The following is a 15,636-nucleotide window of genomic DNA, read 5'->3' on the forward strand; positions in this document are numbered from 1 at the left end:
ATACAGACTGTTTTGTCTATTTCTAGAATTTTATGGTGATGCGAATCTAGTTCAGCGCCCCCCTTAAGGTCTTAATCCTCCTCTTTGGGAAGAAGAACGTCACGACCAAGCTTAGATTAAGGTTATCGAGGGTGCACAACAAGCTTCCATTTTTGTTCTTATTCGATTGGCCAATGTTGCGGTTTATAGTGCCATACAGTTATAACACGGTTGATTCCACGATGAGCAAGAGGCCGTGCCGGCGTCAAGCATCCGCCGGCAAGCGATTCGTAAATGTTACAGGTTGTCTTGATCTGTCAAAATAACAGGACCATCTGCCGTAATTGCTACTGTATGCTCATATTGTGCAGAAAGCGAACCGTCAACGGTACGGGCGGTCCAGTTATTTGTATCCATTTTACTTTCCCAACCACCGATATTCACCATCGGTTCGATCGTTATAACCATTCCTTCTTTCAATCGTGCCCCTTTACCTGCCTCTCCGAAATGAGGGATATAAGGATCTTCATGTATCGTTTCTCCTATTCCATGACCAGTAAAATCCCGGACAACAGAGTACCCTTCTCCTTCTACGTAGCTCTGAATGGCATGACCGATGTCACCGATACGGTTTCCGACCCTGGCCTTCTCGATCCCTTTGTAAAGGGATGTCTTAGTTACATCCAATAGTTGCTTCGCTTCTTCACTGATATTGCCGACTGGATGTGTCCAGGCAGAGTCAGCAAGACCTCCATTCAGTCGAATGACCATATCGACAGTTACAATATCGCCGTCTTCTAAATTATCCGTTCGCGGAAAACCATGACAAATCTCGTCATTAATAGATGCACATGTAGCAAACTCATATCCTTGATACCCTTTCTGTTCCGCTGTGGCTCCGTGTTTTTTCAAGTACTCCTCAACGAAATTTTCGATATCCATTGTGCTTATCCCTGGTTTGATATATGTTTCTAATTCTTTATGAACGTTTGCTAAAAGCTTTCCTGCTTCATGCATTAATTCGATTTCTCTTTTACTTTTACGTTTAATCATTTTGCAGCCCCTTCCTTCCACTATTCATATATGCAATCGAAACCACTGTTGATGATAACGGAAATCACGTTTTTTTGCTACCTTCCTTACTATCAAGGTAGTTCCTTAATGACCCGGCAAGGGTTTCCTGCCGCAAATACATTATCAGGAACATCTTTTGTGACGACACTGCCAGCACCAATCACACTGTTGTTCCCTATCTTGACACCTGGATTAATGATCGCTCCTCCGCCAATCCAGACATCATCTCCAATCGTTATCGGTTTCCCAAACTCTAAGCCGGTTTTTCTTGTTTTTACATCCATTGGATGGGTAGCGGTATAAAGCTGTACTTTTGGTCCAAGCATGACCCGATTCCCAATGGTTATCTGACATACATCGAGAAACACACAATCAAAATTCGCGAAAAAGTTTTCACCCACAAAAATATTATAGCCATAATCACAGTAGAACGGCGGTTCGATTTTTATATCCTCCCCAGTTTTACCGAATAACTCCTTGATCCATATATCACGGTGATCCGTATCATGCTCGCTGGATTGATTAAAATCCTGCATCAATTTTCTTGCACGCGTGCGGTCGTGTATCAATTCTTCGTCCCAAGACTCATATAATTCTCCTGCAAGCATTTTCTCTTTTTCATTCATGAGCTTAATCTCCTTATGTTCAGGCATTTATGTATTTACTTTACCATAAATATAGGCTACGATTTGATTCAATACTCAACAGAATAGGTGGTTGATCACAATGTTAATCAAACGTCTTACACCTGATGACGCGGCAAATTACTGGGAACTTCGACTTGAAGCATTACAGAACGCTCCTGATGCATTTATCACAACTTATGGTGAGGCAAAGGCACGGGAAAATCCCATCGAACACGCTGCTGGCCGCATGAGTAATAAAGGTAACTATACATATGGCGCATATTTAGCCAATGAAATGATCGGTTCGGTGACAATGCTCAGGCAGGAACATCCTAAGTACGCCCATAAGGCAGATATCCTTGCTATGTATGTCTCACCGAGGGGCAGAGGACATGGCGCCGGGAAAAAAATGCTGCAAAAAGCTATGGAGGATGCCGCGCGTGACGGAATTGAAAAACTGATGTTGGCGGTCGTGTCCACTAATACCCCAGCTGTAAAGCTTTATGAATCAGTCGGATTTAAAAAATTCGGCGTTGAAGAAAATGCCGTCAAAAATGCTGAGGGTTACCTTGACGAAGACCTGATGGTATATTTCCTGTAAGAAATCTCTACTTAATGCGTTGATTAATTAGCTAATAAATTTCTGATGGAAAACCAGGCGGGGCTGAACTTCTTTTTCTAAGGAATGGCTTGACGGGTTTCCACGGCAAAAGCAGGCTTCTTGTCCGATATAAAGAAATTGAACTCTATTATTACCTTAACCATAAGTTTGAAACGAATTCCCTAATTAAAACGTATGTTAGTTAGTTGTAGAAGGAAGGGGAATAGCATGATTACCATTAATAATGTCACGAAAAAATTTCCGGGAAACACAGCAGTCAGCAACTTGGATCTTACTATTCCGGACGGAAAAATATTCGGATTTCTCGGACCGAATGGTGCCGGCAAATCCACTACCATTAAAATGATTACTGGTATTCTCCCTATTGATGAAGGAGAAATCACCATCAATGGTTTTAACATTGCCTCACACCCAATGGAAGCGAAAAAAATCTTCGGCTACGTACCAGACCGTCCAGATGTCTTCCTGCGGTTAAAAGGAATCGAATACTTAAACTTTATTGGCGATGTCTATGATATACCTAAGGATATCAGACAGGAAAAGATCGAATATTTAACGAAAAGCTTCGGTATTTACGGATCATTAAGCGATCACATCCAGACTTATTCCCATGGTATGCGGCAAAAAATCGTCATTAGCGGTGTGCTGCTCCATGACCCGGATGTATGGATACTAGATGAACCTCTGTCAGGCCTTGATCCAAAGTCGTCTTATACCTTGAAGGAAATGATGCGCGAACATGCTGATAAAGGAAACACCGTCTTCTTTTCCACCCATGTGCTTGAAGTTGTCGAGCAGCTTTGCGATGAAGTAGCCATCATCAATTACGGGAAACTCGAGTTTCGTGGGAACATGAAGGAACTGAAGGAACAATTCGAAGCGGAACAGACATTGGAGAAATTATTCCTGGAGCTGACCAGCCATGAATAAAACGCTTTTGTTAGCACGTACAATGCTGAAAATGCAGTATTCCATGGCAGGAAAAAGCTCCAGCGAAAAATTCGGCATTATTCTTGTCATAATAATGGTAATCCCTTTTGGCGGAATGTTTTTCTGGTTCGTCGATTCGTTAATCGGCAGTATGTATGAGCAGCTTTCAGCAACTAACAATCAAAACATTATTCTTGGACTCCTTTTTATCAGCATGACGTTTCTTTTGCTATTTGTGAGCCTTGCTTCCATTCTGAGCTCCTTTTACTTTTCTGAGGATATTGAAGGGTTCATGACTTACCCCTTCCATCCATATCAGCTGATGGCCGGTAAAGCAGCGGCACCATTTCTTTCCCTTTACCTGACCTCAGGGGTGCTGATGGTTCCCATCCTCTTGTTTTATGGAATTCATAGCGAAGCTGGGGTTCTTTATTACCTTGCTGCATTTCTTATTTTTATCGTTTTTCCCATCATACCTTTTACCGTGATGGCCGTCATATTGATGTTTTTTATGCGATACGCCAATATTGCAAAGAACAAAGACAGGACGAAGTTGTTTGCCGGACTGCTAACTTTCGTGTTTGTAATTGGCATAAATATCGTTCTTCGTTTGAATCAGGACACAGGCCAGACAGCAGCTGATATTACTGCGCTTATCCAGGAACAGGATGGTTTCTTGAAACTGATTACAGCTTTGATTCCAACAGCCTATTTCAGTACCAAGAGTCTGACTGATCCTTTTTCACTGACTGGAAGTTCATTTCTGCTAATAATGTACGGACTTACGTTTATAGCCGCTGTCATTTTCTTCAGTACCGGACAGAAGCTTTATTTCAAAGGCGTCCAGGGACTGACAGCCGGTAACAAGAATAGATTCAACAAAGCTAAAATAACGGCAGCTATAAAGCCACAGCCATTATTTATCAGTCTTATAAAAAAAGAGCTGAAGATTATATTCAGGACCCCAACATTTTTCATGCAATGTGTCGCTCAAAGCTTATTCGGCCCTGTTTTCTTAATCGTCATCCTTATATTTGAAAACTCTTCCGGTGCCCTGGGCTCTATCGGCACCTTATTAGAACAATTCGAAGGAAAAACTTCCATTCTGATCTTGTTCATCTTTTCGTTGCTCATTTTAGGTGCCAACCCCGCCTCCTACTCATCGATTTCACGGGATGGGAAAAGCTGGTCCTTTAATCTTCATATGCCGATGAGAAGCACCACCGTCGTTTACAGCAAAGTGGTAACCGCCTGGCTAATCAACTTATTATCGTTAATTCTATTAGCTGCAGTTGGTATATTTATGGCAAAACTCCCCCTTGTTTTACTAGTCATTTGGATTGTTTTATCCCTTATGGCCAGCTGGTTCACAAGCCTGGTCGGAACAATATTTGATTTGCACTCTCCAAAATTGAATTGGACGGATGAACAGGAAATTTTTAAGGCGAGGATTATCGGATTGATTGCATTACTATTAGAACTTGGTACCTTTGGGATAATGGTGTTCCTTCTATGGCATTTGGATACGGTGAACGGAATCTGGGCTGCTGCGCTTGTTTTGGGGGGATTTCTGGCTCTCGTAATCGGACTATGTCATTTTATTCTTCATAAAACCATACACCGCCATTTTCAGCGCTCATGAAAATTCAGAAAGGAGAGAAGGGTTTTATGCCTGTGATCGTTAGAATAAGTACCTGGCTCTCCCTATTATTTGTTATCACGCTATTCGCCATGACAATTTATTATTATCCATCTCTGCCGGAAGCATTTCCACGTCATTTTAATGCAAGTGGGAAACCTGATGCTTATGCTGGAAAAGGATTTGCATTCTTCCTGCCTTCAATTGGATTATTTTTGTTCGGTTTATTTACCGTTATTCTACGCATCCCACAAATCATCAACCTACCAAACTCAGTGAAACCAGCTGATGAAGAAATTTACCGTCAGGAATCGCAAAAATTAACAGCCTGGCTGCAGCTCGAATGTCTTCTTGGGTTTGTCTATACTCATTGGCAGAGTATCCAGGTCGCCTTTGGGAAGGCCGACGGTCTCGGCAGCTGGTATCTAATAGTATTTCTCGGAGCAGTATTTGGAACAGTAGGGTTCTATATACTGAAGCTGATAAAGATTAAAAAAACCGCTTGAAAATTAATTTCAGGCGGTTTTTCTTATTTCACGATCATCACGGGGCAATTGGCTCGTTTGGCTACCTTATGGCTGACGCTTCCAAGCACCATTTCCTGTAAAGTGTTCAATCCCCTGCTCCCGATGATAACGATATCGAATTTTTCTCCATTAGCGTATTTAACAATGGAAGGACCAGGCTCCCCGCGTTTTACTACTATTTCATACGCTACACCTTTTTCTTCCAAGTGTGTTTCGATCGGCTTTAGTCTTTCTAACCGTTTCCTGTCAATTGTTGCTTGATTTCCCTCAGCAAGCACGTCATGCTTAGACGTTTCCCCGTCTATTACATAGATAACAGAAACCTTGGCATCCTGCTGCAGTCGTGCCAATTCAGCAGCTTTTTCTGCCGTGCGGATCGAGTGTGCCGATCCATCAGCAGCTATTAGAATCTTCTGGAACATGCTTTTCCCCTTTTCCCGAATATAATATGATTCTATTTTATCACTTTAACGCTGGTATTTCTTTAAGTTTTTTGAGGTATCCACCCCATAAAAAGGACTAAATTAGGTTCTGGTCATTATGACAGAGTATATGAAAGAGATTTGGAGAATGATCTTCATTTATACGCTTACATGCGATTACCACTAATTATATATCCGTGTTATAATCACCTTCGTTCATGCCGGAAACAGCACTGTTACGGACAGTGCTAAGACTTTAAAATTTGGAAAAGAGGTGCAGTATTGAACGTAGAAAAAATTAAACAAGATTGGTTTGGAAATGTGAAGAATGATGTGCTTTCAGGAATGGTCGTTGCGATGGCCTTGATTCCAGAAGCGATTGCATTCTCTATTATTGCTGGTGTAGACCCGATGGTTGGTCTTTATGCTTCCTTCTGTATTGCCGTAATTATTGCCTTTATGGGCGGACGGCCTGCGATGATTTCTGCTGCAACGGGGGCAATGGCGTTATTGATGGTGACATTAGTCGCTGAGCATGGTCTGGAATACCTGCTTGCAGCTACTATTTTGACAGGGGTCATTCAATTTGTTTTAGGAGCATTAAAAATCGGGCAATTTATGAAATTCATCCCCCGATCGGTAATGGTAGGCTTTGTGAATGCCCTTGGAATTCTGATATTTATGGCTCAACTGCCACATCTTGCTGGTGCCGGATGGCCGATGTATGCTCTAGTCATCGGTTCATTAGGAATCATTTATTTGTTTCCGCGTATTACCAAAGCTGTCCCAGCTCCGCTTGTTGCCATTGTGGTAATGACAGTCCTGGTCATGACGACCGGAATCAATACGAGCACTGTTGGTGATATGGGTGAGCTATCCAGCACATTACCATTTTTCTTAATCCCGGAAATTCCGTTAACATGGGAAACATTACACATCATTTTCCCAACCGCATTGGCATTAGCATTTGTCGGATTGCTGGAATCTTTGCTTACTTCCCAAATTGTAGATGACATGACAGATACGACCAGTGATAAGAACAGAGAAGCGCGCGGCCAGGGCATTGCCAATGTTGTAGCAGGCTTCTTCGGTGGGATGGCAGGATGCGCAATGATTGGACAATCAGTCATCAATGTAAAGTCTGGCGGACGGGGAAGGTTATCCACCCTTGTAGCTGGAGTATTCCTGATGGTGCTGATTATCGTTCTGAACGATATCCTTGTTCAAATTCCCATGGCCGTACTTGTAGGTGTCATGATCATGGTTTCCATTGGAACATTCGACTGGAGTTCTTTGACAAAACTTCACATCATGCCGAAAACCGATGCTGCCGTCATGATTGTTACGGTAGTCACAGTAGTTAAAACACATGATTTATCAAAAGGCGTACTGGCTGGTGTTCTCCTGAGCGCTATTTTCTTTGTAGCAAAAATCTCTTCTGTACACGTAGAGAAAAAATTCGAAGAAACCACGCGCATGGTCGTATACAAAGTCAAAGGACAAGTATTCTTTGCATCCGTAGATAATCTCATTAAGCATTTTGAATATAGTATCGATGCCGACTATATCAAAGTTGATTTCAGCCACTCCCACATTTGGGATGATTCCGCTGTAGCTGCCATCGATAAGCTGGTATTAAAATTCCGGGAGCATGGTAAAGAAGTAGAAATCGCAGGTTTGAATGAAGACAGTTCAAAGCTTGTCAAAAGACTAGGCGTATATCATAAACCAAATGCTACCCTATCTAATCATTAAACAAAAAGCAGCCCCCTGAGGAGGCTGCTTTTTTAGATATGTCAGATGGTTAGCGTCAGAAATCTTTTTTTCGTTCTATATTCCTCTACAATCGACCGACCTCTCTTTATGCTCGTTCCATGGCCGTTTACGATCGCCAACCTCTTCTTTATGCTTGTTCCATGGCCGTTTATGCTCGCCAACCTCTACTTTATGTTCATTCCATAGACGTTTATGCTCGTTGACCACATTTCAATTTTCAAATTAACATACTGGGAACTCTGTACTCACTTGATTTGCTTAAGCTTTTCTAATATCTCGTCGTACTCCCTTTCTAAAGCAGAAACATCCTCCCCAGGTCTCGGCACGCTGATTCTGCTGATCAACTCAGTCAGCTTTGTTTCGAGGGTCATCTTATCGTACAAGGTTTCATTCACTTGGGCAGGTCTATTTTGGGAATCAAGATATTCGTTATAACTCCCATCAAACGAAGTTACAGTTTTATTTTCCATTATCCAGAGTTTCGTGGCAGTCGCCTCAACAAAACGGCGGTCATGGGATACATAAAGAATCGTACCGGGATAATCCTGGACAAGATTTTCTAACGCTTCCATCGCTTCGAAGTCGATATGATTTGTCGGCTCATCAAGTACAAGGACGTTGAAATCTCCTGTCAATAGGCGGGCAAGCGCAACCTTCACCCTTTCCCCGCCGCTCAGGATTCCGATTTTTTTATGGACCTCATCCTGCGTGAACCTTAGTCTCCCTAATATGACCCGCAGGAAGTGTTCAGGCAAACTGCTTGATTCACTGACATATTCAAAAACCGTTTTAGTTTCTGGCAGTTTTTCTAGGGTCTGGTCGAAGTGACCGATATTTGCCTGTTTGGAAAATGTTATATCCCCATCCTTCCTTAGAAGCTGCTTGAGGAGAGTGGTTTTCCCACAGCCATTATCACCGATAAGCGCCGTCTTACTGCCTGTTTTCAGCTTTAATACAGGGATGGTAAAAAGATCAGTTATTTCTAAGTCCTTGGCTGTAAAAATATTTTTACTATGAATCGGCTCAGCCAGTACATAATCCATTTTCATTTCATCCCATTCAAAAGGCTTATCGACTTTTTCGAGTCGTTCTATCCGGCGCTCAATTACTTTCGTCACTCTTTCGACTTTCTTCTGTTTCCCTGCCGCCTTATTTTTACCAAGCTGCCATTCTGAATTACTCATCCGTGCCGGAGGCTTACGCATCCCTTTTGCCTGGGTTCGCTTAGCAGTCAGCCGCTCCGTCAATCGTTTCTTTTCCCTCAAATAATTTTCATACTCCATATATTGCTGCTTTCTTTCTAGTTCCTTTAGCTCCGTGTAAAAGCTGTAATCACCACTATAAACAGACATTTTCCCTGCTTCTAACTCCCAGATAGTGGTACATACATTATCCAATAGAGCGCGGTCATGGGAAACGATAACAAAAGCTCCTTTATGCTGTTTCAACTTTTGTTCCAACAGTTCTATTCTCCGCCAATCAAGGTTATTAGTCGGTTCATCAAGAAATAGTAGTTGTTTACCTTCTGAGAAAATACATGATAATTTTTCCATTGTTTTCTCGCCACCACTCATACTACCCCAATTTACCTGGGCAGATTCCGGGGAATCAAGCTGCCGAAACCAGCTCCATTCAGAATAAAAATCAACATTAGCCGAGCTTTCCTCCTCTTCCAAAAGACACCGTAAAAGCAGTGTTTTTCCCACCCCATTTTTACCAACAAGTCCAATTCTGTCTCCTTGATGGATGCTTAGTTCCCCTATATCCAATAGCGTACGCTCTCCAATGCTGTATACAATATTCATTGCTCTCATTAATTGCATAAAAAAACCTCCCTGGCTCATCTTTCCAGAGGGGTGAGGATCTGTTACCATACCAATTCAAAAAGGACATACGAAAACACTAACCGGCTTTCGTATAGGCAGCAAACAATGATATCCTTTTTTGGACAGACTAACCCCTTGTCTGGAACGAGCAAATTTTAAACTTATTCATAACTCGTTTAGCAATAGGATTAGTACTTCATTGCCCTAAACTTCAGTCCCTTCTTTTTTCGTTGCATCTATTATATGATTATATTTACGAAGGATGCAACAGAATTTTTTGAAAATGAGGTGAAACCTATGGGGAAGGTAATATTGTTTATTGCTATGAGCCTTGATGGTTATATTTCTCAAGAAAATGAAGAAATCGACTGGCTGTGGAAAGAAGAGAATTACGATTATGAGAAATTCTACGCTTCTATTGACACTGTCATCCTGGGGAGAAAAACATATGACCAGGTTCTAGAACGGTACGATGAGTTCCCCTACCGGATGAAGGATGTATACGTGGTTTCCAATTTGCAGGAGGGAAACGAGGAATATGCAAGATTTATACAGCCGGAACAAATCCGCCCATTGGTCAACTTACTTAAAGAAGATCAGGATAAAAACATTTGGATTGTCGGTGGAGCTAAGTTGATTCAACACTTTATACAAAAACAACTGATCGACGAATTTCAGATCACTATCCAGCCAACCCTGCTCGGGTCAGGAATACCATTATTCCCACCAGGCGGCATCGAACAGCAGCTGGAATTATATGAGGTGAAGCCTCATCCAACAGGAATGCTGATGCTTACATACCATAAAAAATAGAAAGGAGTGAGCCTATGCAGAAGAAATGGCTGGAATGGGCAAAAGAAATCCAGGCAATTGCCCAGGCAGGACTAACATATACGACTGATCCTTTTGATGAGGAACGATTTGAACAGCTGCGAAATCTAAGTGTGGAAATATTGCAAAGTTACACCGATGAACCATTTGAAAAAATCCACCACTTATTTACAAATGAGACAGGCTATCAGACTCCGAAAGTCGACATCAGGGCTGTCGTTTTCGACAATGATAAGCTGTTATTTGTGAAAGAAAAGGCAGATGGGAAATGGGCACTTCCAGGCGGATGGGCGGATATAAACTTGTCCCCTAAAGAAATTGCAGTTAAAGAAGTAAAAGAAGAAGCGGGAATTGATGTCACAGCCAACAAATTATCAGGAATCATCGATATGCACAAACACCCCCATCCTCCAAATCCCTACCATATTTATAAGATACTTATTCAGTGCTCATGGAGCGGAGGAAGTTTGCAGAAGGGACTGGAAACAGACAATGCTTTATTTTTCCCTCAGGATCAATTACCGGAACTCTCGCTGCAAAGGAATACTTACGAACAAGTTCATAAACTTTTCGCTAACAGAAACGAGAATCTCCCAATATTTTTAGATTGAAACAGCCCCTCCAAATAATGGAAGGGGCTTCGATTGTTTACTTCTTGATCATATCGTATAGCTTATACACTTTTCCATTTTCAATTTCCTCAGGATTGATCCAAATATCCTTTAATACAGCAGCCACTGTCTCTGGACTGCGTAACTTCCCTTCTTCTTTCATCTCCTTGAACTTTTCAATATCCTCGAACTCCTCCTTGGAAGCACTACGGATGACGCTTTGCATATCGGTATCCATTACACCAGGGCTGAACGCTACTATATGATGATTCTTACCCTGATTTTTGAACTCTTCAGCTGTCGTTTCCGTGAATCTATTGATGGCTGCTTTGGTGCTGCTATATACACTCCACCCATGAACAGCTCGATCAGCAGCACCTGAAGTTATGTTAATAATAGTAGCTTGCATATCCTGCCTATTTGCTTCCTCCAGAAGCCGGTTGGTAAGTAAAACAGGCGCTGTAAGATTGACCTGTATATGTTTTATCACCTCTTCCTGTCCCATACTCCCGACAGGCGCAACCGGTTCAATCATGCCGGCATTATTGATAAGGTAAAACTTATCTGCCAAGCTGAAATAATCATCAATTAAACGGTCAGCACAATTCAATACTTGGTTATTATCACTTAAATCACAGGATAGATGGTAGTAGTTTCCTTGCTGCTTATCTGCATATTGCTTCAAACTGTCATTCCCAGAACGGGAAATGCCAATGACACTGACTCCCGACTCCAAAAATGTTTTCGCTGCCGCTTCTCCAAGCCCCCTGGAATCTCCAGTTATAATTGTATAATGCATTTTCAAATGCCTCCTTATTAAATGTTAGTATTCTTTTTCCTTTCCTCATCTTAAGCAAACACAAGGTGCTTACCCTTTACATAGAACAACTGTCCGTATATGATGATAAAAGTGTATGCCATTGCAACTAAGTAAGGAGTAAGATTATGAAGTATCTGTTATTATTCATCATTTACCTTATAGGCATTGTTGTTTCCAGCCTTGGCCTTGCATTGATCATCAAATCAGGACTGGGCGTAGGGCCTGGGGATAGTGTTGCTGTAGGGATTGCCATGCATTCGCCAATTACAGTTGGAAATGTATTAATTATCAGCTTTGTAATTCTGTTGCTGATAAATGCCTGGATTGAAAAAAAACGACCGGTATTTGAATCTCTCCTTCCGATCATCATTCGTGGATGGACATTGGATTTATTTCTTTACACCACATTTGAAGGTGCTGATTTTGAAGTATGGTGGTCAAAATGGCTCGTCTTTACGATTGGACTTCTTGCCATGGGAATTGGGATTGCCGTTTATCTTAGGACACCATTTCCAAGAATACCGCTTGATCATTTTATGATGATTATGAACAAAAAAACAAAACAATCCAAAAGTTCAGTCCGGATTTTTTCGGAATCCTTCCTGGCGCTTATCGGCTACTTGCTAGGTGCCCCGGTAGGAATAGGAACTTTATTAGTAGCACTACTGCTTGGACCGATCATCAATATCTTTTATGTATTATGCAGACCCCTTATTAAATTATGGGGACTGCATCAAAAACAAACCCTCATGTAAAAGACTCGCTGCCTCCAGCGAGTCTTTTTCCATGTGGTGACAACTCTTGGTTTCCACGAGCCTTTTTCTTGTAGCCAGGAGCATAAAGACCCTTCCCTTTCCGCGGACGAGTGCCCGAGCTTCCTCGCGAAACCCACGCTCGGCGATCTCGGCTCCCTCGTTCTTCCGCAGGAGTGGAAGGGTCCTCGCTCCTTGGGGATCACTTAAAAAGGAAAAAAATCTACTTCCTTTAAGTCGCCCTTGCTAAATTAAAGACAATCTTTTTTATGTTCTGGCAAGCAGCAGTCATCAACGCTATTTTCCTTCACTTTTTCCTTACAAAAAGCAATTATGCAGCCCGTGCAGTTCTTTTAAATTTAAGATGCTACGCTCGACTTTCATGTTGTTGTTCTTTCCCTCATTGCAACAAAAAATCCTCGCCTGAACAGATTCTTATCATTAGGATACAAATATAGCACGCTATGCAAAAATGGGAGAAATCAGAAAAAATCAGCCTGCAAGTTTCTCGAGATCCTGAAAGACTCGCTGTCTCCAGCGAGTCTTTTGTATTATGCTTGCACTTTTTTTCCTCTACGCTCGACAGGCAGGCCAATTAAGTCTCTCTTTATTAAGAATTGCAGCCCTAATATCACTGCAAAAACTGCCAGACCAATGATGTCAGACATGGTGCCAGGATAAATGAGTGTTAAACCTCCGGCAACGGAAGCGATTCTCTCAAACCATAACATTCTACGGAACCAATATCCGATTAAGCCTGCTCCGATCGCTAACATTCCACAAACTGCCGTAAACACCACCCATAACGTTTCCATGAAGGTGGTATCAATCATTAATAACCTCGGTTCTAATACAAACATGTATGGAATGATGAAAGCAGCAATCGCAAGCTTGGCAGCATTAACCCCGGTCCTGATCGGCTCTGAGCTGGCAATACCAGAAGCCGCAAAGGCAGCCAGTGCTACAGGCGGAGTGATGTCCGCTACAATTCCAAAATAGAAAACAAACAAGTGTGCCGGAAGATCAGCTACTCCTAACAATATAATTGCAGGTGCAGCAATGGTGGATGTTATGACATAGTTTGCGGTAGTCGGTGAACCCATTCCCAGAATGATAGCAGCAAGCATCGTAAAGAACAGGGTAAGCAATATTTCACCATTTGCTAATGTCACCAGGCTGTTTGCCAATTTCAATCCGAGACCTGTTTTTGTCACAACCCCTACGATGATACCAGCAGCAGCTGTCGCAGCTACTACTCCTAATGCTGTACGGGCACCATCAACAAGGGCATCGACCGACTCCATGAAATTGCCGTCAAAAAGATAGCTTACTAGAATTGTTGCAATTGTCGCCGCAACTAAAGATTGTGTGATAGAAAATCCGCCTGTGGCCATTCCGTAGATAGCATAGCCGACAAGGACCACTCCAAATACGATTGGGTATAATTTACGGAACTTTTCTCTTCTGAGCAAGCCTACTAAAATTGTGGTCAGAATACCATAGATAGCGGCCCTCATTACACTCAACCCACTACTGAGGTACAGTACAATAGCTACAATTGGCAATAGGAGGTAAAGCTGTTTGAACACTTGCTTACGGTCCGGCATTTGTTCATCCGGCAAGCCGCTTAAACCAGTACGTTTAGCTTCGAAATGTGTCATGATCCATACCCCTGTAAAATATAGCAGGGCAGGAATTGCCGCCGCTTTGGCGATACTCCAATAATCCATTCCAATAAATTCGATCATCAGGAAGGCAGCCGCACCCATGATTGGGGGCATAAGTTGTCCTCCTGTTGACGCAGCGGCTTCCACTCCACCGGCAAATTCGCGTCGGTAACCCAGTTTTCTCATCATTGGTATGGTGAAGGAACCGGATGTCACAACATTGGCTACAGAGCTTCCGCTGATCGTTCCCTGTAAGGCACTTGAAAAAATAGCTACTTTAGCAGGTCCGCCTGTACGTTTACCTGCCAATGTGACAGCCAGATCATTAAAGTACTGACCGACACCAGTTTTTATCAAAAATGCACCGAACAATAGGAACAGGAAAATGAAAGTGGATGATACCGCAATTGGTGTTCCTAATATCCCTTCTGTGGTAAAGAACATCGATTGGACAATATTGTCTAAATCGACGCCCCGATGAATGAGAAACCCTGGCATCTGACGCCCCCAGTAAGCGTAAGCCAGGAAAGCAGCAGCAATAATAGTAATCGGCAATCCTACTGAGCGTCGTGTTGCTTCCAAAACAAGAATAACTGCTAAAAGTCCGACATAAAAATCGAGGGTTGAAATACTCCCTGCCCTCATAATAATTTGTTCGTAAAAGAGCGGCCAATAAGCACCCACTCCAAGACCCAATAAGGCAAGTACAATATCATACCAGGCAATCTTCCCTTTTTCACGGTTTTTTCTTGTTGCTGGAAATAGCAAGAATATAAGTACCAGACCAAATCCTACGTGGATGGAACGATGAATTTGTGCAGGTAAAGGGTAAATAGTTGTCGTATATAATTGATAAATGGAAAATGCTAATAATCCAAAGAAAACAATTTTCGCCATAATACCAGTCAAATCTCTGACCGATGATTCAGGATCATACTTTGCCATGATTTCTTTTTGTTTTTCAACAGATAGCGATTCATGTTGTTCACTCATGTACTTTCACTCCTCCCAAAAGTTGCCACTTACTTACATGCTGGGGTTTTATTTTGACAATAGTACCTGCCCCAACATATTCTTTCAAAAGATAAGTCCGGCTATCATGGACAATTTTATGTGCTGCCCTCACTTCTCCTACCGAAAGCGTGATAGACTGGTGGGAGCCATTCAATCCGGTAATATAATACTTTCCATTACGTAATTCGAATTGTTCTCTCTTCCCTGCGTTCGAGGGCATGCCGACAGCAGTATCCTCATAAATCAACTTAACAGGATAGAGCTTATCATTCTTGATTTTAAATTCCTCTATCACTTCACTAAGATGAATGGAATGTGTATATTTTAATTGGAAGGTATCTCCTTCCGCAATTGGAATTGCCATTAAGAGTTCATCTTCTTTAGGCTTTTGAAATCCGAGAACATAATGATAGGGGATAAAAAGCCAGACAAGAAGGATTAATACTAACCCAATAGCAGCTGAAATCCATTTCCTTTTTGTCCTCATAAGCCTTCCCTTCCAACATGAAAAGACGAGGCT

The 15,636-nt window shown here is 42.1% G+C and carries 15 protein-coding genes; 8 read left to right on the forward strand and 7 right to left on the reverse strand.

From position 1 onward, the window contains the following. Nucleotides 1-276 precede the first annotated feature (276 nt). Nucleotides 277-1,032 (reverse strand): type I methionyl aminopeptidase, encoded by a 756-nt coding sequence (map, locus tag JOC33_RS00150; protein WP_205089832.1) that lies wholly within the window; start codon nt 1,030-1,032, stop codon nt 277-279. A gap of 92 nt (nt 1,033-1,124) precedes the next feature. Continuing rightward, a complete protein-coding gene (locus tag JOC33_RS00155) occupies nt 1,125-1,679 on the reverse strand; it encodes a sugar O-acetyltransferase (RefSeq protein WP_205089834.1) in 555 nt (184 codons plus the stop codon). A 100-nt stretch (nt 1,680-1,779) separates the two neighbouring features. Between JOC33_RS00155 and JOC33_RS00160 the strand changes: the two genes are divergently transcribed. From JOC33_RS00160 to JOC33_RS00175, 4 genes are all read left to right on the forward strand, one after another. Further along, nucleotides 1,780-2,280, forward strand: coding sequence for a GNAT family N-acetyltransferase (locus tag JOC33_RS00160; protein WP_205089836.1), 501 nt, complete (start codon nt 1,780-1,782; stop codon nt 2,278-2,280). A 228-nt stretch (nt 2,281-2,508) separates the two neighbouring features. Beyond that, nucleotides 2,509-3,231 (forward strand): ABC transporter ATP-binding protein, encoded by a 723-nt coding sequence (locus JOC33_RS00165; RefSeq protein ID WP_205089837.1) that lies wholly within the window; start codon nt 2,509-2,511, stop codon nt 3,229-3,231. Beyond that, nucleotides 3,224-4,873, forward strand: coding sequence for a putative ABC transporter permease subunit (locus tag JOC33_RS00170; RefSeq protein WP_205089845.1), 1,650 nt, complete (start codon nt 3,224-3,226; stop codon nt 4,871-4,873). The genes JOC33_RS00165 and JOC33_RS00170 overlap by 8 nt, the downstream gene beginning before the upstream one ends. A gap of 26 nt (nt 4,874-4,899) precedes the next feature. After that, nucleotides 4,900-5,376 carry a DUF1648 domain-containing protein gene (locus tag JOC33_RS00175; protein ID WP_205089847.1) on the forward strand — a complete coding sequence of 159 codons (477 nt, stop codon included), beginning with the start codon at nt 4,900-4,902 and terminating at the stop codon, nt 5,374-5,376. A gap of 23 nt (nt 5,377-5,399) precedes the next feature. Here JOC33_RS00175 and JOC33_RS00180 read toward each other — a convergent pair whose 3' ends face one another. After that, nucleotides 5,400-5,819, reverse strand: a complete 420-nt coding sequence (locus tag JOC33_RS00180; protein ID WP_205089849.1) for a universal stress protein — start codon at nt 5,817-5,819, stop codon at nt 5,400-5,402. Nucleotides 5,820-6,101: 282 nt separating this feature from the next. Between JOC33_RS00180 and JOC33_RS00185 the strand changes: the two genes are divergently transcribed. Next, nucleotides 6,102-7,574 carry a SulP family inorganic anion transporter gene (locus JOC33_RS00185; RefSeq protein ID WP_205089851.1) on the forward strand — a complete coding sequence of 491 codons (1,473 nt, stop codon included), beginning with the start codon at nt 6,102-6,104 and terminating at the stop codon, nt 7,572-7,574. A 266-nt stretch (nt 7,575-7,840) separates the two neighbouring features. On the opposite strand, the gene abc-f is transcribed toward JOC33_RS00185, so the two are convergent. After that, on the reverse strand, nt 7,841-9,418 hold the full coding sequence (gene abc-f / locus JOC33_RS00190) for a ribosomal protection-like ABC-F family protein (RefSeq protein ID WP_205089854.1): 1,578 nt from the start codon (nt 9,416-9,418) through the stop codon (nt 7,841-7,843). A 300-nt stretch (nt 9,419-9,718) separates the two neighbouring features. On the opposite strand from abc-f, the gene JOC33_RS00195 reads away from it, so the two are divergent. Together JOC33_RS00195 and JOC33_RS00200 are read left to right on the forward strand one after the other, a co-directional pair. Continuing rightward, nucleotides 9,719-10,234, forward strand: a complete 516-nt coding sequence (locus JOC33_RS00195; RefSeq protein ID WP_205089856.1) for a dihydrofolate reductase family protein — start codon at nt 9,719-9,721, stop codon at nt 10,232-10,234. Nucleotides 10,235-10,248: 14 nt separating this feature from the next. After that, entirely contained in the window at nt 10,249-10,863 is a 615-nt protein-coding gene (locus tag JOC33_RS00200) for an NUDIX hydrolase (protein WP_205089858.1), read from the forward strand. Nucleotides 10,864-10,900: 37 nt separating this feature from the next. Here the strand turns inward: JOC33_RS00200 and JOC33_RS00205 are convergent, their stop codons facing one another. Next, on the reverse strand, nt 10,901-11,662 hold the full coding sequence (locus JOC33_RS00205; RefSeq protein ID WP_205089860.1) for a (S)-benzoin forming benzil reductase: 762 nt from the start codon (nt 11,660-11,662) through the stop codon (nt 10,901-10,903). 146 nt (nt 11,663-11,808) lie between these two features. On the opposite strand from JOC33_RS00205, the gene JOC33_RS00210 reads away from it, so the two are divergent. Next, the gene (locus JOC33_RS00210) at nt 11,809-12,438 is read left to right on the forward strand and encodes a YczE/YyaS/YitT family protein (protein ID WP_205089861.1); all 630 of its coding nucleotides are present in this window, start codon (nt 11,809-11,811) and stop codon (nt 12,436-12,438) included. Between the two features lie 548 nt (nt 12,439-12,986). On the opposite strand, the gene JOC33_RS00215 is transcribed toward JOC33_RS00210, so the two are convergent. Together JOC33_RS00215 and JOC33_RS00220 are read right to left on the reverse strand one after the other, a co-directional pair. Next, nucleotides 12,987-15,095: a TRAP transporter permease gene (locus JOC33_RS00215; RefSeq protein ID WP_205089863.1), complete on the reverse strand. Its 2,109-nt coding sequence runs from the start codon at nt 15,093-15,095 to the stop codon at nt 12,987-12,989. After that, nucleotides 15,088-15,603 (reverse strand): DUF1850 domain-containing protein, encoded by a 516-nt coding sequence (locus JOC33_RS00220; RefSeq protein ID WP_205089864.1) that lies wholly within the window; start codon nt 15,601-15,603, stop codon nt 15,088-15,090. The genes JOC33_RS00215 and JOC33_RS00220 overlap by 8 nt, the downstream gene beginning before the upstream one ends. Between the last annotated feature and the right edge of the window lie 33 nt (nt 15,604-15,636).

This window comes from Thalassobacillus pellis, from assembly GCF_016908295.1.
Taxonomy (GTDB): Bacteria; Bacillota; Bacilli; order Bacillales; family Halobacillaceae; genus Thalassobacillus; species Thalassobacillus pellis.